Annotated in this window: 21 protein-coding genes; 16 read left to right on the top strand and 5 right to left on the bottom strand. The window is 62.7% G+C overall.

The genetic code is table 11. The features are described 5' to 3' along the window. Window positions 1-87 precede the first annotated feature (87 nt). From minC to IAE33_RS12435, 7 genes are all read left to right on the top strand, one after another. The gene (minC, locus tag IAE33_RS12465; protein WP_028634668.1) at window positions 88-846 is read left to right on the top strand and encodes a septum site-determining protein MinC; all 759 of its coding nucleotides are present in this window, start codon (window positions 88-90) and stop codon (window positions 844-846) included. A gap of 100 nt (window positions 847-946) precedes the next feature. Beyond that, on the top strand, window positions 947-1,759 hold the full coding sequence (minD, locus tag IAE33_RS12460; protein WP_201163722.1) for a septum site-determining protein MinD: 813 nt from the start codon (window positions 947-949) through the stop codon (window positions 1,757-1,759). 3 nt (window positions 1,760-1,762) lie between these two features. Beyond that, the gene (minE, locus tag IAE33_RS12455) at window positions 1,763-2,017 is read left to right on the top strand and encodes a cell division topological specificity factor MinE (RefSeq protein WP_028634666.1); all 255 of its coding nucleotides are present in this window, start codon (window positions 1,763-1,765) and stop codon (window positions 2,015-2,017) included. A 156-nt stretch (window positions 2,018-2,173) separates the two neighbouring features. Further along, the gene (locus tag IAE33_RS12450; RefSeq protein WP_060482541.1) at window positions 2,174-2,809 is read left to right on the top strand and encodes an RluA family pseudouridine synthase; all 636 of its coding nucleotides are present in this window, start codon (window positions 2,174-2,176) and stop codon (window positions 2,807-2,809) included. A 101-nt stretch (window positions 2,810-2,910) separates the two neighbouring features. After that, window positions 2,911-4,200 (top strand): M18 family aminopeptidase, encoded by a 1,290-nt coding sequence (locus tag IAE33_RS12445; RefSeq protein ID WP_201163721.1) that lies wholly within the window; start codon window positions 2,911-2,913, stop codon window positions 4,198-4,200. Between the two features lie 111 nt (window positions 4,201-4,311). Continuing rightward, window positions 4,312-4,479, top strand: coding sequence for a hypothetical protein (locus IAE33_RS12440; protein ID WP_169338822.1), 168 nt, complete (start codon window positions 4,312-4,314; stop codon window positions 4,477-4,479). A 44-nt stretch (window positions 4,480-4,523) separates the two neighbouring features. Continuing rightward, window positions 4,524-6,677, top strand: coding sequence for a mechanosensitive ion channel domain-containing protein (locus tag IAE33_RS12435; RefSeq protein ID WP_201163720.1), 2,154 nt, complete (start codon window positions 4,524-4,526; stop codon window positions 6,675-6,677). Between the two features lie 26 nt (window positions 6,678-6,703). On the opposite strand, the gene IAE33_RS12430 is transcribed toward IAE33_RS12435, so the two are convergent. Continuing rightward, a complete protein-coding gene (locus IAE33_RS12430) occupies window positions 6,704-7,417 on the bottom strand; it encodes a UTRA domain-containing protein (protein WP_201163719.1) in 714 nt (237 codons plus the stop codon). A gap of 326 nt (window positions 7,418-7,743) precedes the next feature. Between IAE33_RS12430 and IAE33_RS12425 the strand changes: the two genes are divergently transcribed. From IAE33_RS12425 to IAE33_RS12400, 6 genes are all read left to right on the top strand, one after another. Further along, window positions 7,744-8,805: an ABC transporter substrate-binding protein gene (locus tag IAE33_RS12425; RefSeq protein WP_201163718.1), complete on the top strand. Its 1,062-nt coding sequence runs from the start codon at window positions 7,744-7,746 to the stop codon at window positions 8,803-8,805. Between the two features lie 182 nt (window positions 8,806-8,987). After that, a complete protein-coding gene (locus IAE33_RS12420; RefSeq protein WP_201163717.1) occupies window positions 8,988-9,794 on the top strand; it encodes an alkaline phosphatase family protein in 807 nt (268 codons plus the stop codon). Further along, entirely contained in the window at window positions 9,791-10,630 is an 840-nt protein-coding gene (locus tag IAE33_RS12415; RefSeq protein ID WP_201163716.1) for an ABC transporter permease, read from the top strand. The genes IAE33_RS12420 and IAE33_RS12415 overlap by 4 nt, the downstream gene beginning before the upstream one ends. Then, the gene (locus tag IAE33_RS12410) at window positions 10,620-11,414 is read left to right on the top strand and encodes an ABC transporter permease (RefSeq protein ID WP_177331189.1); all 795 of its coding nucleotides are present in this window, start codon (window positions 10,620-10,622) and stop codon (window positions 11,412-11,414) included. The genes IAE33_RS12415 and IAE33_RS12410 overlap by 11 nt, the downstream gene beginning before the upstream one ends. A gap of 1 nt (window position 11,415) precedes the next feature. Continuing rightward, the gene (locus IAE33_RS12405; RefSeq protein ID WP_201163715.1) at window positions 11,416-12,405 is read left to right on the top strand and encodes an ABC transporter ATP-binding protein; all 990 of its coding nucleotides are present in this window, start codon (window positions 11,416-11,418) and stop codon (window positions 12,403-12,405) included. Window positions 12,406-12,417: 12 nt separating this feature from the next. Further along, window positions 12,418-13,071, top strand: a complete 654-nt coding sequence (locus IAE33_RS12400) for an HAD family hydrolase (protein ID WP_201163714.1) — start codon at window positions 12,418-12,420, stop codon at window positions 13,069-13,071. Between the two features lie 102 nt (window positions 13,072-13,173). Here the strand turns inward: IAE33_RS12400 and IAE33_RS12395 are convergent, their stop codons facing one another. Then, on the bottom strand, window positions 13,174-14,136 hold the full coding sequence (locus IAE33_RS12395; protein WP_201163713.1) for an NAD(P)H-quinone oxidoreductase: 963 nt from the start codon (window positions 14,134-14,136) through the stop codon (window positions 13,174-13,176). A 144-nt stretch (window positions 14,137-14,280) separates the two neighbouring features. Here IAE33_RS12395 and IAE33_RS12390 point away from each other — a divergent pair, with 144 nt between their 5' ends. Both IAE33_RS12390 and IAE33_RS12385 read left to right on the top strand, forming a co-directional pair. Beyond that, complete coding sequence (locus IAE33_RS12390) at window positions 14,281-16,362, top strand: carboxy terminal-processing peptidase (RefSeq protein ID WP_201163712.1); 2,082 nt, start codon at window positions 14,281-14,283, stop codon at window positions 16,360-16,362. A gap of 115 nt (window positions 16,363-16,477) precedes the next feature. Continuing rightward, window positions 16,478-17,446: an EAL domain-containing protein gene (locus tag IAE33_RS12385; protein ID WP_201163711.1), complete on the top strand. Its 969-nt coding sequence runs from the start codon at window positions 16,478-16,480 to the stop codon at window positions 17,444-17,446. On the opposite strand, the gene IAE33_RS12380 is transcribed toward IAE33_RS12385, so the two are convergent. Then, a complete protein-coding gene (locus IAE33_RS12380) occupies window positions 17,443-18,534 on the bottom strand; it encodes an NADH:flavin oxidoreductase/NADH oxidase (protein WP_201163710.1) in 1,092 nt (363 codons plus the stop codon). The two genes, IAE33_RS12385 and IAE33_RS12380, sit on opposite strands and share 4 nt — an antisense overlap. Window positions 18,535-18,582: 48 nt before the next feature. On the opposite strand from IAE33_RS12380, the gene IAE33_RS12375 reads away from it, so the two are divergent. Next, window positions 18,583-18,918, top strand: coding sequence for an ArsR/SmtB family transcription factor (locus tag IAE33_RS12375; RefSeq protein WP_201163709.1), 336 nt, complete (start codon window positions 18,583-18,585; stop codon window positions 18,916-18,918). 64 nt (window positions 18,919-18,982) lie between these two features. Here the strand turns inward: IAE33_RS12375 and mqo are convergent, their stop codons facing one another. Further along, complete coding sequence (gene mqo, locus IAE33_RS12370; RefSeq protein WP_028634651.1) at window positions 18,983-20,623, bottom strand: malate dehydrogenase (quinone); 1,641 nt, start codon at window positions 20,621-20,623, stop codon at window positions 18,983-18,985. A gap of 236 nt (window positions 20,624-20,859) precedes the next feature. Beyond that, complete coding sequence (locus tag IAE33_RS12365; protein ID WP_042141636.1) at window positions 20,860-21,720, bottom strand: LysR family transcriptional regulator; 861 nt, start codon at window positions 21,718-21,720, stop codon at window positions 20,860-20,862. Between the last annotated feature and the right edge of the window lie 32 nt (window positions 21,721-21,752).

Genomic DNA, 21,752 nt, shown 5'->3' with positions numbered 1-21,752 from the left:
CGCGCATTCTACAACGGATCAGCACAAGTTGCGGGCAACCGGTCTTATCGTTATAAGTCAGGGCACTTTTTCCGCAACAAGCCGTCTATGCAGACCATGAGCCAAAACCACACACCCGACACCGCCTCCGTGTTCCAGCTCAAGGGCAGCATGCTCGCCATCACCGTACTGGAACTGGCGCGCAATGACCTTGAAGCCCTTGACCGCCAACTGGCAGCCAAGGTCGCCCAGGCACCCAACTTCTTCAGCAACACGCCGCTGGTGCTGGCGCTGGACAAGCTGCCGGCTGGCGAAGGCGCAATCGACCTGCCCGGCTTGATGCGAATCTGCCGTCATCACGGCCTGCGTACCTTGGCCATCCGCGCCAATCGCATCGAGGACATTGCGGCCGCCATTGCCATCGACCTGCCGGTGCTGCCGCCGTCTGGTGCCCGCGAACGGCCACTGGAGCCTGAGCCGGAAGTGCGCAAGCCAGAGCCTGCGCCCACCCCGCCACCGGTGGTGGAGCCTGAGGTGCGGCCCACCCGCATCATCACCTCGCCGGTGCGCGGCGGCCAGCAGATCTACGCCCAGGGCGGCGACCTGGTGGTGACCACTTCGGTCAGCCCGGGTGCGGAACTTCTGGCCGATGGCAACATCCATGTGTACGGCGCCATGCGCGGCCGGGCCCTGGCCGGTATCAAGGGCAATACCAAGGCGCGTATCTTCTGCCAGCAAATGACCGCCGAGATGGTTTCCATCGCCGGCCAGTACAAAGTCTGCGAAGACTTGCGTCGCGACCCGCTGTGGGGCACCGGCGTGCAAATCAGCCTGTCTGGCGACGTGTTGAACATCACCCGTCTTTAACGGATACTTGCCAGCATTTTTAGCGCAACTTTTTTACCGTTGCCGTTACTTCAGTTATTTGCAGGGACTTGCGTCCCGATCATTTTAGGGGTGAAACACCTTGGCCAAAATTCTCGTGGTTACTTCCGGCAAAGGGGGTGTGGGCAAGACCACCACCAGCGCCGCCATTGGTACCGGCCTCGCACTGCGTGGCCACAAGACCGTCATCGTCGACTTCGACGTGGGGCTGCGTAACCTCGACCTGATCATGGGCTGTGAACGCCGTGTGGTGTACGACTTCGTCAACGTCGTCAACGGCGAAGCCAACCTGCAGCAAGCCCTGATCAAGGACAAGCGCCTGGAGAACCTGTACGTGCTGGCCGCCAGCCAGACGCGTGACAAGGACGCCCTCACCCAGGAAGGCGTTGAAAAGGTACTGATGGAACTGAAAGAACAGTTCGAGTACGTGATCTGCGATTCGCCGGCCGGCATCGAGAAAGGTGCCCACCTGGCCATGTACTTCGCCGATGAAGCCATTGTGGTCACCAACCCTGAGGTGTCCTCGGTACGTGACTCCGACCGCATGCTGGGCATTCTGTCGAGCAAGTCGCGCCGCTCCGAAAAGGGCGAAGAGCCGATCAAGGAACACCTGCTGATCACCCGTTACCACCCAGAACGCGTGGTAAAGGGCGAGATGCTGAGCGTGGCCGACGTCGAAGAAATCCTGTCGATCAAGCTCAAGGGCGTGATCCCGGAATCGCAGGCGGTGCTCAAGGCATCCAACCAAGGTATCCCGGTCATTCTCGACGACCAGAGCGATGCCGGCCAGGCCTACAGCGACGCGGTAGACCGCCTGCTGGGCAAAGAGAAGCCGATGCGCTTCATCGATGTACAGAAGAAGGGATTCTTCGAGCGCATTTTCGGGAGCAAATAAACCATGAACCTTTTTGACTTCTTTCGTGGCAGACAAAAACAGACCAGCGCGTCGGTGGCGAAAGAGCGTCTACAGATCATCGTGGCGCACGAGCGCGGCCAACGCAGCGAACCGGACTACCTGCCGGAGTTGCAAAGAGAACTGCTGGAAGTCATTCGCAAGTACGTGAACATCGGCAACGATGACGTGCACATCGAATTGGAAAACCAGGGAAGTTGCTCGATTCTGGAGCTGAACATCACCCTGCCTGATCGCTGATACTGCGAGCAGGAGTGGGTTATTGGGGCTGCTTTGCAGCCCGTCGCCGGCAAACCGGCCCTTACAGGTGATGCACATGCCTGTGGGGCTCGGTTTGCCGGCGATGGGCAGCAGAGCGGCCCCACTGCTTTTCACCGATTCAACCGAGACCACGCAATGCCGCTGTCCACTATCCAGATCTTGCACGAAGACGCCGCCATCCTGGTGATCAACAAACCCACCTTGCTGCTGTCCGTGCCCGGCCGGGCGGATGACAACAAGGACTGCCTGATTACCCGCCTGCAGGAAAACGGCTACCCCGATGCGCTGATCGTGCACCGCCTGGACTGGGAAACCTCCGGCATCATCCTGCTGGCCCGCGATGCTGACAGCCACCGCGAGCTGTCGCGTCAGTTCCATGACCGGGAAACCGAAAAAGCCTACACCGCACTGTGCTGGGGCCAGCCGACACTGGACAGCGGCAGCATCGACCTGCCGCTGCGCTACGACCCGCCTACCAAGCCCCGCCACGTGGTTGACCATGAGCAGGGCAAGCATGCCCTGACGTTCTGGCGCATCCTCGAACGCTGCGGCGACCACTGCCGTGTGGAACTGACGCCCATCACCGGCCGCTCCCACCAGTTGCGGGTGCATATGTTGTCTATCGGCCACCCGCTGCTGGGCGACCGCCTGTACGCCAACCCCGAAGCCCTGGCAGCCCACCCGCGGCTATGCCTGCACGCCTCGATGCTGAGCTTTACCCACCCGGTATCCGGGCAGCGGTTGAAGTTCGAGTGCCCCGCCCCTTTCTGAACGGCCGGTGAACACACAGGCAGGCCGCCTGGGGCTTGCCCCTGAGCGGGTTTTTATTGAAGCTTGCAGCTTGCTGCCAGCCGCTTGACCCGGAGTAAGCCATGCGCGATGTACTGAACTCAGGCCTTATCGACTTTCTGAAGGCCTCCCCTACCCCATTCCATGCCACTGCCAGCCTGGCCCAGCGCCTCGAGGCGGGCGGCTATCAGCGCCTGGATGAGCGCGACAGCTGGGCGGTGGTACCCGGTGGGCGCTACTACGTCACCCGCAACGACTCGTCGATCATCGCCATCCAGCTGGGTAAACAGCCGCCGCTGCTCAACGGTATCCGCATGGTCGGCGCCCACACCGACAGCCCCTGCCTGCGGGTAAAGCCGCAGCCAGAGCTGCAACGCCAGGGCTTTTTGCAACTGGGCGTGGAGGTGTACGGCGGTGCCCTGCTGGCGCCGTGGTTCGACCGCGACCTGTCGCTGGCCGGGCGCGTTACCTATCGCCGTGACGGCAAGGTCGAAAGCCAGCTGATCGACTTCGCGCTGCCGATTGCGGTGATCCCCAACCTGGCCATTCACCTGAACCGTGGGGCCAACGAAGGCTGGGCCATCAACCCGCAGAACGAGCTGCCACCGATCCTGGCCCAGGTGGCCGGCGATGAGCGCCTCGATTTCCGCGCCGTGCTCACCGAGCAACTGGCCCGCGAACACCAACTGAACGCGGATGTGGTGCTGGACTACGAGCTGAGCTTCTACGACACCCAGGCCGCTGCCCAAGTGGGGTTGCAGGGTGATTTCATTGCCGGCGCACGGCTGGACAACCTGTTGTCGTGCTACGCCGGGCTACAGGCGCTGCTGGCCGCCGACAGCGATGAAACCTGCGTGCTGGTGTGCAACGACCACGAAGAAGTGGGCAGCAGCTCGGCCTGTGGCGCCGACGGCCCGATGCTGGAGCAGACCCTGCAGCGCCTGCTGCCCGATGGCGACGCCTATGTGCGCACCATCCAGCGCTCGCTGATGGTGTCGGCCGACAACGCCCATGGCGTACACCCCAACTACGCCGACAAGCACGACGGCAATCACGGTCCCAAGCTGAACGCCGGGCCGGTGATCAAGGTGAACAACAACCAGCGCTACGCCACCAACAGCGAAACCGCCGGGTTCTTCCGCCACCTGTGCATGGCCGAGGAAGTGCCGGTGCAAAGCTTCGTGGTGCGCAGCGACATGGGCTGCGGCTCCACCATCGGGCCGATTGCAGCCAGCCACCTGGGCGTGCGCACGGTGGACATCGGCCTGCCGACCTTTGCCATGCACTCGATCAGGGAACTGTGCGGCAGCCACGACCTGGCGCACCTGGTGAAAGTACTCACAGCGTTCTACCGCAGCCGCGAACTGCCTTGACCTGCACTGGGCGTGCCCGGGCTTCTGGCTTGGGCATGCCCGGGGTCAACCCGCCTGGGCGGTAACGCGCTATGCTTGCTTCAAGGTTTCACTGCACAAGGATCGTCGCCCATGTCCCCGTTTCTGTCCCTCTTCCTGCCTGTCTGTGTTTTTCTGCTGTTGCTCACCCTCGGCTTCGGCATGCGCGAGCGTAACGTCGGCGTGCTGATGATGTGGCTGGGCACACTGGGCATCTTTGGCCTGACCTGCTGGAAGATCCTGGAGAAACTGCCGACATAAACCTCTACACTCGGTCAACCGTTTGACCTGAGGTAGATTTGCCAGTGCCTGCCCTTCTGCGTTACCTGCTGCTGTTGCTTCTGCTGTCTTTCACCCCGGCGCACGCCGCGGGCCTGCCCGGCCTGCTCGGCGGCAGCGCCCCTGCGCAACCCCAGGCCACGGAGCCTCTGGGCAAGTCGCTGGACGAGGTGATCAAGAGCCTTGAAAACGACCAGCAGCGGGCCAAGCTGCTGGCCGACCTGAAAAAGCTGCGCGACGCCACACGGCAATCCCAGCCCAGTGTCGAGCAAGGGGTGCTCGGCCTGATCGGGGGCGTCCTGCATGATTTCGAGGCGCAGTTCAGCGGCGATGCTAGCCCGCTCCAGCGCTGGGGCCTGGAGATCGAGCAGGCCAAGGCAGAGCTGGCCGAACTGGTGGTGCCGGTGCACCAATGGCCGGCCATTCTGTTCGGCTTCGCTGCGGTGATTGCGGTGTGGAGCGTGCTCGCCTTCGCCTTCAACTGGGTGGGCCACCGGGTTCGCCTGCGCTTTGGGCTGAGCGAGGAACTGCCACAGCACCCACGCACCTGGGACCTGGTGCGCTTTGCCCTGCGCAAGCTTGGCCCGTGGCTGGTGGCACTGGTATTCACCGTGTACCTGAGCTTCGTGCTGCCACCGTCACTGGGCAAGTCGCTGGCCATGGTGCTGGCCTATGCCTTGGTGGTGGGTACCTGCTTCTCGGCGATCTGCGTGATCGCGTTCTCGCTGCTGGATGGCCCACACCGTCACCGTGCCCTGCACATCCTGCGCCACCGCGCCTTCCGCCCCTTGTGGATGATCGGCAGCTTTGCCGCCTTCGGCGAGGCCATGGGCGACCCACGGCTCACGGCAGCACTGGGCACGCACCTGGCCCATGGCGTGGCCACGCTGGCCAACGTGGTGGCAGCGGTATGCACCGGCTTGTTCATCCTGCGTTTCCGCCGGCCTATCGCTCACCTGATCCGCAACCAGCCACTGTCGCGCCGCCTTACCCGGCGCACCCTCAGCGACACCATCGAGATTCTGGGCAGCTTCTGGTTCGTGCCCGCGCTGATTCTGGTGGCCATCTCGCTGTTCGCCACCTTCGTGTCGGCGGGCGACACCAGCACCGCATTGCGCCAGTCGCTGATGTGTACGGTGCTGGTGGTGGTGTGCATGGTGCTCAACGGCCTGGTACGCCGGCATGCCGCCAACCCCAAGCGTGCCAGCAAGCGCCAGGCGGTGTATGCCGAGCGCCTGCGCAACTTTGGTTACCTGCTGTTGCACTTGTTCATCTGGCTGGTGTTCATCGAGCTGGGCCTGCGGGTGTGGGGCCTGTCGATGCTCAGCTTCGCCGAAGGTGACGGCCATGACATCAGCCTGCGCCTGCTGGGCCTGGCGACCACGCTGATCGTGGCCTGGCTGGTGTGGATCCTGGCGGACACGGCCTTGCACCATGCACTGGTGCGCTCGCGCCGTGGCCTGGCAAACGCCCGCGCGCAAACCATGATGCCGCTGATCCGCAACGTGATGTTCGTGTTCATCTTCATCATCGCGGTAATCGTGGCCCTTGCCAACATGGGCATGAACGTGACGCCGCTGCTGGCCGGTGCCGGTGTGATCGGCCTGGCGATCGGTTTTGGCGCCCAGTCGCTGGTCGCGGACCTGATCACAGGGCTGTTCATCATCATCGAGGACTCCCTGGCCATCGACGACTACGTGGATGTAGGCGGCCACCTGGGCACGGTGGAAGGCCTTACCATCCGTACCGTGCGCCTACGGGACATCGATGGCATCGTGCACACCATCCCGTTCAGTGAAATCAAGAGCATCAAGAACTACTCCCGCGAGTTCGGCTACGCCATCTTCCGCGTGGCCATCCCGCACAGCATGAACATCGACCAGGCCATCACGCTGATCCGCGAAGTGGGGCAAAAACTGCGCAGCGACCCGCTGATGCGCCGCAACATCTGGTCACCGCTGGAATTGCAGGGCGTGGAGAGTTTCGAGTCGGGGTCGGCGATCTTGCGAGCGCGCTTCAAGACCGCGCCAATCAAGCAATGGGAAGTGTCCCGGGCCTTCAACCTGGCGCTCAAGCGCCAGCTGGATGAGGCGGGGCTGGACCTGGCAACGCCACGGTTGTCGGTGCAGGTGGTGACGGCCGGTGGCGGTGCCATGGCTGACACGGCGGCGTCCAGCTAGGGTACTGCCGCCGGCAAGCGCATGGGTCAGCCGGCTTGGGCACGGATGCGGATTGCATCGTGCCGCCAGTACTCGAGGTCGCAGTCGATCAAGTGACCGTGCTGGTCGCTGTTGACCCGGGTGATGTGCAAGCCCGGGCTACCCACGGAAACTTTCAACGCACCGGCCGCCTCGGTGGGCAAGGCGGTTGGCAGAATCTCGAAGCACACCTGCCCGTAGCGCAGCCCGTAGACCCGCTCGTAGAGCTCGGTTAGCGAACGCCCCAGGTCCTGCTGCAGCACATCAGGGAAATACTGCGGGTTGAGGTAGTGCTCGGCATACAGTACCGCCCTGCCATCGATCCGCCTTAGCCGGCAAATGCGTACCACACTGGACAACGGCGGCAGCTGCAGGCGCGCACAGATGGTGGCCGAAGCCGGTTGCAGCCGCGCAGACAGCAGCTCGGTGCTGGCCACCCGCCCCTGTTCACGCACCATGGCGTGAAAATGGCTGCGCTCGATCAAGTCGTAGGTCAGGCGTTGGGGGGCGACGAACCAGCCGCGGCGTTCTTCACGGTAGATCAGCCCTCGGGCCTCCAACTGCACCAGGGCCTCGCGCAGGGTGATGCGGGTGGTGGCAAACACCTCACTCAGGCGGCGCTCTGCCGGCAGCTTGCCGCCGGGCATCAGCAGGCCATGCTCGATCTGCTCTTGCAGGGCGTGGCAGATAGCTGTTACCGCCCGTGGTGGCATCGGCTGCATCAAAGGTTACCTATCTGGACTAGGCCAGCCCCACAACGGGGCATCTGGCACGTGCTGCAAGCCTATGCAGGGCGGATGAACATCCTGTGACAGGCTGTGCGCCGACGCTGCCAGAATCGGGCCAGGGCCGCCCGGACGCCGGCAGGAACTGGTCTACGCTGTAGTGCCAGGGGTTCGCCGCAAAACACCCAGCCCGGGCCCTACATCAAATTGTCACGCAAGCGGCCTACCTTGGCTCAAGGTTTGCTGACCTAGACCAAAGGCTGCAGACAACGGCTTCACTCATAACAACGTTCGGTTGCAGGCACCCACCCAAGGAGCTACGGATGAAAAAGTTGTTCATGGCGTCACTGCTCGGTTCGGCCATCGCATTCTGCACCACGGCCATGGCCGCAGAAGACCTCAAGGCACTGGAAGAAGCCGCCCGCAAGGAAGGCACCGTCAACAGCGTGGGCATGCCCGATGCCTGGGCCAACTGGAAAGGCACCTGGCAGGACCTGGCCAGCAAGTACGGGCTCAAGCACAGCGACACCGACATGAGTTCGGCGCAGGAAATTGCCAAGTTTGAAGCCGAGAAGGACAACGCCAGTGCCGATATCGGCGATGTTGGCGCCGCCTTCGGCCCCATCGCCATCGCCAAGGGCGTGAGCCAGCCGTACAAGCCCAGCACCTGGGACCAGATCCCGGAGTGGGCCCGTGACAAGGACGGCCATTGGGCGCTGGCCTATACCGGCACCATCGCCTTCATCATCAACAAGGACCTGGTGAAGGACGGTGATCGCCCCACCACCTGGCATGACCTGGAAAAAGGCAAGTACAAGGTCGCCATCGGGGACGTCGGTACGGCCGCCCAGGCTGCCAACGGCGTGCTGGCGGCCGCTATTGCCTACAAGGGCGACGAAAGCAACGTAGCGCCTGGCCTGCAACTGTTCACCAAGCTGGCCCAGCAGAAGCGCCTGTCGCTGGCCAACCCGACCATCCAGACCCTGGAGAAGGGTGAAGTGGAAGTGGGCGTGGTATGGGACTTCAACGGCCTGAGCTACCGTGACCAGATCGACCCCAAGCGCTTTGAAGTGCTGATCCCTGCGGATGGCTCGATCACCTCGGGCTACACCACCATCATCAACAAGTACGCCAAGCACCCGAATGCGGCCAAGCTGACCCGTGAGTACATCTTCAGCGACGCCGGGCAGATCAACCTGGCCAGCGGCTACGCCCGGCCGATCCGCGCCGAGCACCTGAAGCTGCCGGCTGAGGTGCAGGCCAAGCTGCTGCCTAACGAGCAGTACGGGGCTGCGCAACCGATCAAGAATGCTGATGCCTGGGAGGCCACTTCCAAGAAGCTGCCGCAGCTGTGGCAGGAGCAGGTCATCATCGAGATGGAGTGAGGGGCTGGGCTATCTGGCGCCTGAACGGGCCCTTTCGCGGGTAAACCCGCTCCCACAGGGCCAGCACAAGGCTAATGCCTGTGCTGCTTAGCAGGATCAACGCAGGGCTGGAGGCCGGTGTCGATCCTGTGGGAGCGGGTTCACCCGCGAAGAGGCCAACGCGGTTCACCTTTGGAGTCACCATGCAACGCAACGTCATCCTGGTCCTGCTCGACGGCCTGAACTTCCAGGTCGCCCGCCATGCCATGGGGCACCTGCACGCCTACGTTGAGGCCGACCGTGCGGCGCTCTATCGGGTGGAGTGCGAGCTGCCGTCGCTGTCCCGGCCGCTGTACGAGTGCATCCTTACCGGCGTGCCCCCCATCGACAGCGGCATCGTGCACAACAACGTCAACCGGCTGTCCAACCAGCGCAGCGTGTTCCACTACGCCCGCGAAGCCAACCTGGGCACTGCGGCGGCGGCGTATCACTGGATGAGCGAACTGTACAACCGCTCACCTTTCGATCCCCAGCGCGACCGCCATACCCACGCACCCAAGCTGCCGATCCAGCATGGCCTGTTCTACTGGGACGACCGCTACCCCGATTCGCACCTGCTGGCCGACGGTGAATACCTGCGCCGCCGCCACGCCCCCAACTTTCTGCTGGTACACCCGATGAGCATCGACGATGTCGGCCACCATCACGGCCTGGACAGCAGCCAGTACCGTAACGCAGCCCGCAGCGTCGACATTCTGCTGGCTGACTACTTGCCTGGCTGGCTCGAAGAGGGTTACCAGGTGGTGGTTACCGCCGACCATGGCATGAACAACGACCGCTCGCACAATGGGTTGCTGACCGAAGAGCGCGAGGTCCCGCTGTTCGTGTTCGGTGACGCCTTCAGCCTTGACCCGGCAGCCAAACCGCTGCAGACCGAACTGTGCGGGACCATCTGCGAGCTGCTTGGCGCCGCTCACGACAAACCTGTGTGCCGGGAGCTGCTCAAGTGAACAATGGCACCCGTGGCCGCTACCTCGCCCTGCTCTGCCTGCTGCCCTTCGCCATTGTCTTCGTCATTTTCCAGATTGCCCCGCTGGCCTGGGTGGCGATCGGCAGCCTGCAGTCGGATGCAGGCTGTGGCCTGGACAACTTCAGCAAGGTGTTTGCCTCCAAGTTCTACTTGCAGGCCCTGCAGCGCAGCCTGGAAATCAGCTTCTGGTCGAGCCTGTTCGGCATCGTCATCGCCACTTTGGGCGCTTACTCACTGCGCCAGGTGGACTCCAGGCTGCGGGATTTCGTCAGCGCCTTCGCCAACATGACCAGCAACTTCGCCGGCGTGCCGCTGGCGTTCGCCTTCATCATCCTGCTGGGCTTCAATGGCGCGCTCACCTTGCTGCTGAAACAGGCCGGGCTGCTGGAGGACTTCAGCATCTATTCCAAGGGCGGGTTGATTCTGGTGTACACCTACTTCCAGATCCCCCTCGGTGTACTGCTGCTGTACCCGGCCTTCGACGCGCTGCGTGAAGACTGGCGCGAGTCGGCGGCGCTGCTGGGTGCCAGCCACTGGCAGTACTGGCGGCATATCGGCCTGCCGGTGCTTACCCCGGCACTGCTGGGCACCTTCGTGATCCTGCTGGCCAATGCCCTGGGCGCCTACGCTACCGTCTACGCCCTGACCACCGGCAACTTCAACGTACTGCCCATCCGCATTGCCGGTTTGGTGGCCGGTGACATCAGCCTGGACCCCAACCTGGCCAGCGCCCTGGCGATGGTGCTGGTGGGGCTGATGACCGTGGTCACGGTGGTGCACCAATGGCTGTTGAAACGGAGCTACCATGCGCGCTGAAGCCAACAACGCCGGGTGGTACCACCGCGCGGTGGTCTACCTGCTGTTCCTCATCCTGCTGCTGCCCCTGGCCGGCACCCTGCTCTACTCGCTGGCCACCAGTTGGTCAGCCACGTTGCTGCCCAGCGGCCTCACCTTCAAATGGTACGTGGCATTGTGGAGCGAACCGCGGTTTCTGGCAGCATTCGGCCAGTCGCTGCTGGTGTGCGTGGGCGCGCTGGTGCTCTCGGTGGTGGTCATCCTGCCGCTGCTGTTCGTGGTGCACTACCACTTCCCCCGGCTTGATGCGCTGATGAACGTGCTTATCCTGCTGCCCTTCGCGGTACCGCCCGTGGTGTCATCCGTGGGGCTGCTGAACCTGTACGGCAGCGGGCCGATGGCCATGGTGGGCACGCCGTGGATCCTGATTGGCTGCTACTTCACCATCGCCCTGCCCTTCATGTACCGAGCCATTACCAACAACCTGCAGGCCATCAACCTGCGCGACCTGATGGACGCCGCCCAGTTGCTGGGGGCCAGTACCTGGCAGGCAGCCTTGCTGGTGGTACTGCCCAACTTGCGCAAGGGCCTGATGGTGGCGCTGCTGCTGTCGTTCTCGTTCCTGTTTGGTGAGTTCGTGTTTGCCAACCTGCTGGTGGGTACCCGCTACGAAACCTTGCAGGTGTACCTGAACAACATGCGCAACAGCAGCGGCCATTTCAACAGCGCACTGGTGATCTCGTACTTCGCCTTCGTACTGGTACTCACCTGGGTCGCCAACCGCCTGAACAAGGACAAGACCTGACATGAGCTTCGTCAGCGTACAGAACCTGCAAAAAAGCTATGCCGGCAACCCGGTGTTCAGCAACATCGACTGCCACATCGAGCAGGGTGAGTTCGTCACCCTGCTGGGCCCCTCCGGGTGCGGCAAGTCGACCTTGCTGCGCTGCATCGCCGGCCTGACGCCGGTGGACAGCGGGCAGATTCTGCTCGATGGCACCGATATCGTGCCGTTGAGCCCGCAAAAACGTGGCATCGGCATGGTGTTCCAGAGCTACGCGCTGTTCCCCAACATGACCGTGGAGCAGAACGTGGCATTTGGCTTGCGCATGCAGAAGGTCAAGCCCGATGAGCGCCTGGCGCGGGTGCGTGAGGCGCTGGAGCTGGTAGAGCTGGGCAGTTTTGCCGGGCGCTACCCGCATCAGCTCTCGGGCGGCCAGTGCCAGCGTGTGGCCCTGGCCCGCTCGCTGGTCACCCGCCCGCGCCTGTTGCTCCTGGATGAACCGCTTTCGGCCCTGGATGCGCGCATCCGCAAGCATCTGCGCGAACAGATTCGCGCCATCCAGCGCGAGCTTGGCCTGACCACCATCTTCGTCACCCACGACCAGGAAGAGGCGCTGACCATGTCCGACCGCATCTTCCTGATGAACCAGGGCCGCATCGTCCAGAGCGGCGACGCCGAAACCCTCTACACCGCACCGGTCGACCTGTTTGCCGCAGGCTTTATCGGCAACTACAACCTGCTTGATGCCGACACTGCCAGCCGCCTGCTGCAGCGCCCGGTAGCCAGCCGCCTGGCGATCCGCCCCGAGTCCATCACGCTGGGCCTGCAAGGCGAGCTGGATGCCGAAGTGCGCAGCCATAGCCTGCTGGGCAACGTAATCCGCTATCGTGTGCAGGTGCGCGAGGTGGAACTGGTGGTCGATGTGCTGAACCGCTCACCGGCCGACCTGCACGCGGACGGCCAACGGGTGAGCGTGTCGATCGACCCGACGGCGCTAAGGGAAGTGGCTTAAGGAGATTCATACATGGCATTGGCCATTTTCGATCTGGACGAAACCCTCATCCATGGCGACTGCGCGTCGCTGTGGAGCGAGCAGATGGCCCGCCTGGGCTGGGTGGATGGCGAGGCGTTTCTGCGCCGCGACCAGCAACTGATGGAGGCCTACGGCAAGGGCCACCTGCGGATGGAGGAGTACATGGCATTCAGCCTGGAACCCATCGCCGGGCGCACCCTGGAAGAAGTCGCGCATTTGGTTGAGCCGTGGGTGGAGGACGTCATCGAACCGATCATCTTCGGTGATGCCTGCCGCTGTATTGCCGAGCACCGCCAGCGCGGTGACCGCATATTGATCATTTCGGCCAGCGGCAACCACCTGGTGGGGCCGATTGCGGCGCGCCTGGGAGTGGACGAGTTCCTCGCGATCGACCTGGAGGCGCACAATGGGGTGTACACCGGCAGCACCCACGGTGTGCTGACCTACCGCGAGGGCAAGATCACCCGCCTGATGGCGTGGCTGGACCAGGAGCAGGAAAACCTGGAAGGGGCGAGTTTCTATTCCGATTCGCGCAATGACCTGCCCTTGCTGATGAAGGTGGACCACCCTTATGCCGTAAACCCGGACCCGGCGCTGCGCGAGCATGCCCAGGCCAACGGCTGGCCGGTCCTGGCCTGGAGCTGACCAGCCTCATCGCGGGCAGCCCCGCCCCCGAATGACCGCCCATTTGGGGGGCAGCTCTAATCACCGTGGGGCGGGGGTTTACCCGCGAAGGGCCTGGCCTGCTTAAACCAGGCTCGGGTCTATCACGATCACCAGCTTACCCGACACCTGGTTGCCTTCCAGCTCGGCATACGCCGCCTGGGCGAACTCGACTGCGTAGGTATCCACCAGCAGCGGCGACAAGCGCCCTTCGCTGAACAGTGGCCACACTTGCTGTTGCAGGTCGCGCAGCAGCTCGGCCTTGAACCCGTCATCCCGGTTGCGCAACGTAGACCCGGTAATCTGCGCACGCTTGCCCAGCACCTGCGCCAGGTCCACCTCGAACTTGCGCCCGCCCATGACGCCGATGATCACCCAGCGCCCATCCCGGGCCAGCAGCTTGAGATTGAGCTCGCCGTAGCTGGCGCCCACCGGGTCGAGAATCACGTCGAACGGGCCGAAGCCTTCCAGCTCATCCAGGTTCTGGTTACGCACCACGCCGCCTGCCGCGCCCAGTGCCTGGCAGTGGTTCAAGCGATCCTGCGAGCCAACGCTGACCCACACCGGGTTGCCGAATGCCTTGCACAGCTGGATAGCCGCCGAGCCCACACCACTGGCACCGGCGTGCACCAGCACCTTCTCACCGGCCTTCACGGCCCCCAGCTGGAAGATGTTCAACCAGGCGGTGGCATACACCTCCGGCAGCGCCGCCGCCTCGTGCAGGCTCAGGCCCTCGGGCACCGGCAGCACATGGCGGGCATCCACCACCACTTCTTCGGCCATGGCGCCGCTGGCCAGCAAGGCACACACCCGGTCGCCCACACGCCAGTCGGCGCCAGCGCCCACTTCGGCGACCACGCCAGCGCACTCCAGGCCCATGTAGGGGCTGGCACCCGGCGGTGGCGGGTACAAACCTTTCATTTGCAGCAGATCGGCGCGGTTCAAGCCTGCCGCAGCCACCCAAATGCGTACTTGCCCCGCGTCACAAGCCGGGCGTTCGGCTTCGACCCAGGCCACATGTCCGTCAACGCCTTGCAATGCCTTCACAGTGCCTCCATAGTTGAATCATATGACCGAGCCTGGGCCACCCCGTGCCCAGGCTTTTTGCAGTATGCGCCCGGTTTTTATGGAACCGGCGAACGGAAAAGACGGCCTACTATGCGTGATCAATTGCCCCCACGTCGAATCAGCATGAAGCATTACCTACCTAGCACCGCCCTGGCATTCATGATTGGCCTTGGCAGCCTCGCGCTCGGCGGCAATGCGGCGGCCGCCAACAAATGGGACAGCCTGCAGCCAGACCGCGACGAAATCGTCGCCAGCCTCAACGTGGTCGAGCTGCTCAAGCGCCACCACTACAGCAAGCCGCCGCTGGATGACGCCCGTTCGGTCATCATCTATGACAGTTACATCAAGCTGCTCGACCCGGCACGCAGTTACTTTACGGCCGCAGACATTGCCGAGTTCGACAAGTGGAGGACCCAGTTCGACGACTTCCTGAAAAGCGGCAACCTGGAACCGGGCTTCACCATCTACAAACGTTACCTGGACCGCGTGAAGCAGCGCCTGGACTTCGCCCTGGCCGAGCTGAACAAGGGCGTGGACAAGATCGACTTCACCACCCACGAAACCTTGCTGATCGACCGCAAGGATGCCCCGTGGCTGAAAGACCAGGCCGCGCTCGACGACCTGTGGCGCAAGCGCGTCAAGGACGAAGTGCTGCGCCAGAAGATCGCCGGCAAGGACCCCAAGCAGATTCAGGAAACCCTGATCAAGCGCTACAAGAACCAGCTGGCGCGCCTGGACCAGACCCGTGCCGAGGATATCTTCCAGGCGTACATCAACACCTTCGCCCAGTCCTACGACCCGCACACCAATTACCTGTCGCCGGATAACGCCGAAAACTTCGATATCAACATGAGCCTGTCGCTCGAAGGCATCGGTGCGGTGCTGCAAAGTGACAACGACCAGGTGAAGATCGTGCGCCTGGTGCCCGCAGGCCCCGCCGCCAAGACCAAGCAGGTTGTGCCGGCAGACAAGATCATCGGTGTGGCCCAGGGCAACAAGGAAATGGTCGACGTGGTCGGCTGGCGCCTGGACGAAGTGGTCAAGCTGATCCGTGGCCCCAAAGGGTCGGTGGTGCGGCTGGAAATCATCCCCGCCAGCAATGCGCCCAGCGACCAGACCAGCAAGATCGTGTCGATCACCCGTGAAGCCGTGAAGCTCGAAGAGCAGGCCGCGAAAAAATCGGTGCTCAAGCTGAAGCAGGATGGGCGCGACTACAAGCTTGGCATCATCGAGATCCCGGCGTTCTACCTGGACTTCAAGGCCTACCGTGCCGGGGACCCGGAGTACAAGAGCACCACCCGTGACGTGAAAAAGCTGCTGACCGAGCTGCAGAAGGAAAAGGTCGACGGCGTGGTGATCGATTTGCGCAACAACGGTGGCGGCTCGCTGCAAGAGGCCACCGAACTGACCAGCCTGTTCATCGAGAAAGGCCCGACCGTGCTGGTACGCAACAGCGACGGGCGTGTGGATGTGCTTGAAGACGAAAACCCAGGTGCCTTCTACAAAGGCCCGCTGGCGTTGCTGGTCAACCGTTTGTCCGCCTCGGCATCGGAGATTTTCGCCGGCGCCATGCAGGACTACCACCGCGCCCTGATCATCGGCGGCCAGACCTTCGGCAAAGGCACAGTGCAGACCATCCAGCCGCTCAACCATGGCGAGCTGAAACTGACCCTGGCGAAGTTCTACCGGGTTTCCGGGCAGAGCACCCAGCACCAGGGCGTGCTGCCGGACATCGACTACCCGTCGATCATCGACACCAAGGAAATCGGCGAAAGTGCACTGCCCGAGGCCATGCCGTGGGACACCATTCGCCCGGTGATCAAGCCAGCCGTCGACCCGTTCAAACCTTACCTGGCCCAGCTCAAGGCGCAGCATGAGGCGCGCAGCGACAAGGACGCAGAGTTCACCTACATCCGCGACCGCCTGGCCTTGACTCAACAGCTGATGAACGAAAAAACCGTCAGCCTGAACGAGCAGGAGCGCCGCGCACGCCACGATGAAGTGGAAGCCAAGCAACTGGCGCTGGAAAACATCCGCCGCAAGGCCAAGGGTGAAGAGCCGCTGAAGGAACTGAAAAAGGTGGACGAGGATGCCTTGCCCGCCGAGGACGAAGACACCAAGCCGGAAGATGATGCCTACCTCTCCGAGACCGGTCGTATTCTGATCGACTACCTGAGTGCCAGCACCAACATGGCCAAAAAATAGGGCAAGCCTGAATGATGGCTAAATAAAATCAGCTGTCATCAAACAGTCATCGCGCTGTCGTGAAATATGGGCCGGGCATGTGAATGCCCGGCCCTTCCATTTTCAAGGACACCTCATGACCGTTGCCGAACAGCTCAGTGCCTTGGGTGCCATCCTGGCACACGGCAGTATTCACAGCCTGTTCCAGCCCATCATCTGCTTGAGCGAAGCGCGGGTGTTCGGCCACGAAGCCTTGAGCCGCGGCCCCTCCAACAGCCCGCTGCATGCCCCCCTGAACCTGTTTGCCATTGCCCGCCAGGGCGGCCGGCTGACAGAACTGGAAGCCGCCTGCCGCGAAAGCGCTTGCCGGTGCTTCAGCCAGCAGCAACTGCAGGGCAAGTTGTTCCTCAACGTGTCACCGGAGTCGTTGCTGGAGCCGCACTACCCTTCTGGCCTGACCCTGAAGCTGCTCGAACAGGCCGGCCTGCCGCCAAGCCGGGTGGTGATCGAATTGACCGAACACACCCCCACGGACGACTTCCAGCTGCTGTCCAACGCGCTGCACCACTACCGGGACATGGGTTTTTCCATTGCCCTGGATGACCTGGGCGCGGGCTATTCCAGTTTGCGGCTGTGGTCGGAGCTACGCCCGGAGTACGTGAAGATCGATCGCCACTTTATCGATGGCATCCACCTGGACCCGCTCAAGCGCGAGTTCGTGGGCTCCATCCTGCAGATTGCGCGGGCGTCCAAGGCACAGGTGATTGCCGAAGGGATCGAGCTGATGGAAGAACTGCAGGTGCTGATGGAGATGGGCGTAGACCTGGTACAAGGCTACCTGCTTGGGCGGCCGCAGGCGTTGGGCATACCTGGCGGTTACGCCCTGCCTGTACTGGCCGACGCCCTGTCGGCCGGCCAGCCTACGGTGCGGTTGAATGCCACGGTAGCCCACCTGCTGCAGATGTTTGACCGCCATCAGCACCTGGATGCGATGCAAGTGGTGGATGCCGAGGGCCGCCCCTGCGGGCTGATCCCCCGGCATGCCCTGCCACCGCACCCTGTAGCTTGCCAGGGGCTGCAGGGCAGCCCCCAACTCCTAACTTAACGGTAACGCTCAAGCCAGTGCGCATAAGGCGCCGGTAGCGTCCAGGACGCCTTGTCCACCCCCAGCTCCTTGGCTGCGAAGTACGCCCAGTGTGGGTCTGCCAGGTGCGCGCGACCGACCGAAACCAGGTCCAGATGGTTGGCCTGCAGGGCGCCTTCAGCCAGTTGCGGCGTACCAAAGCCCCAGGCCGACGTCACTGGCAACTGGGCCTCACGGCGCACGCGCTCGGCGATCGGCCCCATGAACGCCGGGCCCCACGGAATGTTGGTGTCAGGGATGGTGAACCCGACACTGACGCTGAGCAGGTCAAGCCCACCGGCCTTGAAGCGGCGCGCCAGTTCGATCGACTCGGCCAGGGTTTGCTCGTCGCGACCGTCATATTCCAACACCCCGAAACGCGCGGTGAGCGGCAGGTGCTCAGGCCACACCTCGCGCACGGCTGCCAGGGTTTCCAGCAGGAAGCGGCTGCGGTTGTCGAAGCTGCCACCGTAGGCGTCGGTGCGCTGGTTGGAATGCTCTGAAAAGAAGCTCTGGCCCAGGTAACCATGGGCGAAATGCAGTTCGATCCACTCAAAACCGGCCTCGCGGGCACGGCGCGCGGCGTCGACGAAGTCCTGTTTGACCCGGGCGATGTCGCCCAGGGTCATGGCCTGGGGCACTTTCGGCAAGTTGGCACCAAAGGCGATGGCCGACGGCGCGATGGTTTGCCAACCCCGGGGGTCGCCTTCGGCGATATGGTCGTCACCCTCCCACGGGCGATTGGCGCTGGCCTTGCGACCGGCGTGGGCAATCTGGATGCCGGGCACCGCGCCTGCGGCCTTGATCGCCTGCACCACCGGGACGAATGCCTGGGCATGGGCGTCGCTCCAGATGCCCGCGCAGCCCGGGGTGATGCGGCCTTCTGGCGATACGGCAGTGGCTTCTACGACCAGCAGGCCAGCACCACCGCGAGCCATGCCCGCCAGGTGCACGTGGTGCCAGTCATTGATGATGCCGTCTTCGGCCATGTATTGGCACATCGGCGGAATGGCAATGCGGTTGCGCAGGGTGATGTCTTTGAGGGTGAAGGGTTCGAACAGCGCGGCCATGGAAAACTCCAGGTTCGTTGAATACGGTAGTTCGATCATAATCGAACTATGGCAATAATGGAAAGCCCCGGTATCATGCAGACCATGCGAGCCTACAAACATCCCACCGCTGATGACCTTATTCTTGAACGCGTGCTGTACGCCTTGAGCGACCCCGTGCGCCTGGGGATCGTGCGCCATCTGGCAGGCGTGGCGGAAGCCAGCTGTGGCGAGCTGGACGGCGGGCGGCCGAAGTCGAGCATGTCCCACCATTTTCGCGTGCTGCGTGACGCAGGGCTGGTGCATACCCGCAATGTGGGTACCACCCACATGAACTCGCTGCGCAGCGAGATGCTGGCCGAGCGCTTCCCTGGTTTGCTGGCCTGCATCCTGCGCCAGCATTGAGCCGCACTCAAAAAAAAAGCCACAGGGTTAACCCCGTGGCTTCTGATCCCAACACCGCGGCTGCTTACAGCGCCATGTCGTTCTCTGGCTTGCTTTCAACCGGCTTGGCTGGCGCCGCAACGCTGGTACCGACGCTTTCGTCGATCACCGGCGGTTTTTCAAGCTGCAGCACTTCGGCGGTGTAGTTCCACTCTTTCTGGGTGGCCGCTGCCGAATCGTTCAGCTTGGTGCCGTAGCTAGGCACGATTTCCTTGATCTTGGCCTGCCACTCTGGTGTAGCGACCTTTTCCTTGAACACGGTTTCCAGCACGTTCAGCATGATTGGCGCTGCAGTGGAAGCACCTGGCGAGGCGCCCAGCAGGCCGGCGATGGTGCGGTCCTGAGAGGCCACCACTTCGGTACCCAGCTTCAGCACGCCGCCTTTTTCTTCATCGCGCTTGATGATCTGCACGCGCTGGCCGGCTTGCCACAGTTTCCAGTCTTCCTTCTTGGCATGCGGGAAGTAGGTCTGCAGGGCAGCGAAGCGGTCATCGTCAGACAGCATCAGCTGGCCAGCGAGGTACTCGACCAGCGGGTACTGATCGATGCCCACGCGGGTCATTGGCCACAGGTTGTGCGTCGTGGTGCTGCTCAGCAGGTCCAGGTACGAACCGTTCTTCAGGAACTTGGTGGAGAACGTGGCAAATGGGCCAAACAGGATCACGCGCTTGCCGTCCAGCACGCGGGTGTCCAGGTGCGGTACCGACATGGGTGGCGCGCCGGTGGAGGCAATGCCGTAGGCCTTGGCCATGTGCTGCATGGCAACGGTGGGGTTCTCGGTCACCAGGAACGAGCCGCCTACCGGGAAGCCTGCGTATTCCTTGGCTTCAGGAATGCCCGACTTCTGCAGCAGCTTGAGCGCGCCGCCGCCGGCACCGATGAACAGGAACTTGGCGTCGGTGGCGGACTTGGTACCGTCCTTCAGGTTCTTGTACTCGACGTGCCAGGAGCCGTCCTTGTTGCGGCTGATGTCCTGCACTTCGCTGGACAGCTTCAAGTCGAAGCCCTTCTGGGTTTGCAGGTGCGCGGCGAACTGGCGGGTGATCTCGCCGAAGTTCACGTCGGTACCGATCGGGGTCCAGGTCACGGCCAGCTTCTGGTTCGGGTCACGCCCTTCCATCATCAGCGGTACCCACTTGGCGATCTGCGCGTGGTCTTCGGAGTACTGCATCGGGCGGAACAGTGGGCTTGCCTGCAGCGCTTCGTAGCGCTTCTTCAGGAACTTGATGTTGTCATCGCCCCAGACGAAGCTCATGTGCGGGGTGGTGTTGATGAACGAATGCGGGTTCTTCAACACACCCTGGCGTACCTGCCAGGACCAGAACTGACGGGAAATCTGGAAGGCCTCGTTGATTTCGATGGCCTTGGAGATGTTGATGTTGCCGTCTTTGTCTTCTGGGGTGTAGTTCAGCTCAGCCAGTGCGGAGTGGCCGGTGCCGGCGTTGTTCCAGCCGTTGGAGCTTTCTTCGGCGACGCCGTCCAGGCGCTCGACCATTTCCATCGACCAGCTTGGCTCCAGCTCGTGCAGCCACACCGCCAGGGTGGAGCTCATGATGCCGCCGCCGACCAGCAGCACGTCGACTTTCTTGGTTTCTGCGGCGTGCGCTTGCATGACAGTTGCAGCGACAGCCAGACCCAACAGGGTCTTGCCAGCTTTCTTGAACATTGATCAATTCCAGTCAGGAGAACGGAGTAGGGCCTGTGGCTGGCCCAGATAAAGCGTGTTCTTCAGCGCGTGCTTGTTATTGATCATTGTCGGGCTGCCAGAGAACCAGAAAACGATTCTGGCTTTTGTCGTATTGACCGACGTCACTGAATCGTTTTTCTGATTGTAACTGAAATGCCAGCACAAACAAATTGGCCGCCTGGGTGCAAGGCGACAGGTTGTCTCAGGCCCGTGGGTTACGCGCTGATGGCATCGAAGCCGCAAACGGGCGAAGGCACCGGGCAAAACTGCGGGAATTCCTCTTCGACGATCCACGGCTCCTTCATCACCAGGTACACGTCGAGGAACTCCGAATAGCCCGGCCAAACGTACAACCCGTTGGTTTCGGCCACTGCACGCGACAGCACGCCCATGCCGCCAAAGCTTTTGATCATCGACACGCTGACAATTTCACTGCCGGAATGGAACACCGTGGCCCCGTCCAGGCCACCGCTCTGGCGGTCGGCGAAACGTGCAAAAATCGACGAGTAGGGGCATTCGGGTAACGGCTTGATCACGACGGACGGCGCTGTACCCTCGCTGACGGAACAGGCCACCACTTCGATGCGCAGGCCCTTGAGCGACACTGAATAGAAACCGTCGGGCACGCTGTCCCCCAGGATGACCACCATATCAGCCTCGCCCTTGGCCAGCTTGGTGAGGTTGTCGGGGGACTCCGAGCAGCTGAAGATGGGGCTGCAGCCGGACAGGTTGCTGGCCACGCCAGCCATTACCTGCTGGTTGATTTCCATCGACAGGGTGCTGTTCAGGGCGACGCGCAGCGGCTGGCTCTGGCGCTCACGCAACTGCTTGATCTTGAGTTGCATACGCTCTGAAGACCGGACAATTTCGAGCATGTGGGGCAGTATGCCAACCCCTTCCTGGGTCAACGACACGCCTTTGTTGGTGCGGTCGAACAGCTTGAAGCCGCAATGGTCCTCCAGCTTCTTCAACTGCGCTGCCAGCGCCTGGACGGTGACGTGTACCTGCTCGGCCGCATCGGTGATCGACCCGGTACGGGCGACATTGGCGATGTTCTTAAGCACCTTGATATCCATTCGACTCCCCTCCACCACTCGCGCGAACCCGC

It is taken from the genome of Pseudomonas sp. S60 (assembly GCF_016647865.1).
GTDB classification, from domain to species: domain Bacteria; phylum Pseudomonadota; class Gammaproteobacteria; order Pseudomonadales; family Pseudomonadaceae; genus Aquipseudomonas; species Aquipseudomonas parafulva.
This window is presented reverse-complemented; position numbering and strand designations above follow the sequence as displayed.

Bases quoted from the DNA above. Each gene is read 5' to 3' on its own strand.
- minC (WP_028634668.1), top strand. From the start codon at position 88: ATGCAGACCATGAGCCAAAACCACACACCCGACACCGCCTCCGTGTTC.
- IAE33_RS12445 (WP_201163721.1), top strand. From the start codon at position 2,911: ATGCGCGATGTACTGAACTCAGGCCTTATCGACTTTCTGAAGGCCTCC.
- IAE33_RS12420 (WP_201163717.1), top strand. From the start codon at position 8,988: ATGCAACGCAACGTCATCCTGGTCCTGCTCGACGGCCTGAACTTCCAG.
- IAE33_RS12365 (WP_042141636.1), bottom strand. From the start codon at position 21,720: ATGGATATCAAGGTGCTTAAGAACATCGCCAATGTCGCCCGTACCGGG.
- IAE33_RS12430 (WP_201163719.1), bottom strand. From the start codon at position 7,417: ATGCAGCCGATGCCACCACGGGCGGTAACAGCTATCTGCCACGCCCTG.
- IAE33_RS12380 (WP_201163710.1), bottom strand. From the start codon at position 18,534: ATGGCCGCGCTGTTCGAACCCTTCACCCTCAAAGACATCACCCTGCGC.
- IAE33_RS12390 (WP_201163712.1), top strand. From the start codon at position 14,281: ATGAAGCATTACCTACCTAGCACCGCCCTGGCATTCATGATTGGCCTT.
- IAE33_RS12400 (WP_201163714.1), top strand. From the start codon at position 12,418: ATGGCATTGGCCATTTTCGATCTGGACGAAACCCTCATCCATGGCGAC.
- IAE33_RS12410 (WP_177331189.1), top strand. From the start codon at position 10,620: ATGCGCGCTGAAGCCAACAACGCCGGGTGGTACCACCGCGCGGTGGTC.
- IAE33_RS12440 (WP_169338822.1), top strand. From the start codon at position 4,312: ATGTCCCCGTTTCTGTCCCTCTTCCTGCCTGTCTGTGTTTTTCTGCTG.
- minE (WP_028634666.1), top strand. From the start codon at position 1,763: ATGAACCTTTTTGACTTCTTTCGTGGCAGACAAAAACAGACCAGCGCG.
- mqo (WP_028634651.1), bottom strand. From the start codon at position 20,623: ATGTTCAAGAAAGCTGGCAAGACCCTGTTGGGTCTGGCTGTCGCTGCA.
- IAE33_RS12425 (WP_201163718.1), top strand. From the start codon at position 7,744: ATGAAAAAGTTGTTCATGGCGTCACTGCTCGGTTCGGCCATCGCATTC.
- IAE33_RS12405 (WP_201163715.1), top strand. From the start codon at position 11,416: ATGAGCTTCGTCAGCGTACAGAACCTGCAAAAAAGCTATGCCGGCAAC.
- IAE33_RS12375 (WP_201163709.1), top strand. From the start codon at position 18,583: ATGGCAATAATGGAAAGCCCCGGTATCATGCAGACCATGCGAGCCTAC.
- IAE33_RS12450 (WP_060482541.1), top strand. From the start codon at position 2,174: ATGCCGCTGTCCACTATCCAGATCTTGCACGAAGACGCCGCCATCCTG.
- IAE33_RS12385 (WP_201163711.1), top strand. From the start codon at position 16,478: ATGACCGTTGCCGAACAGCTCAGTGCCTTGGGTGCCATCCTGGCACAC.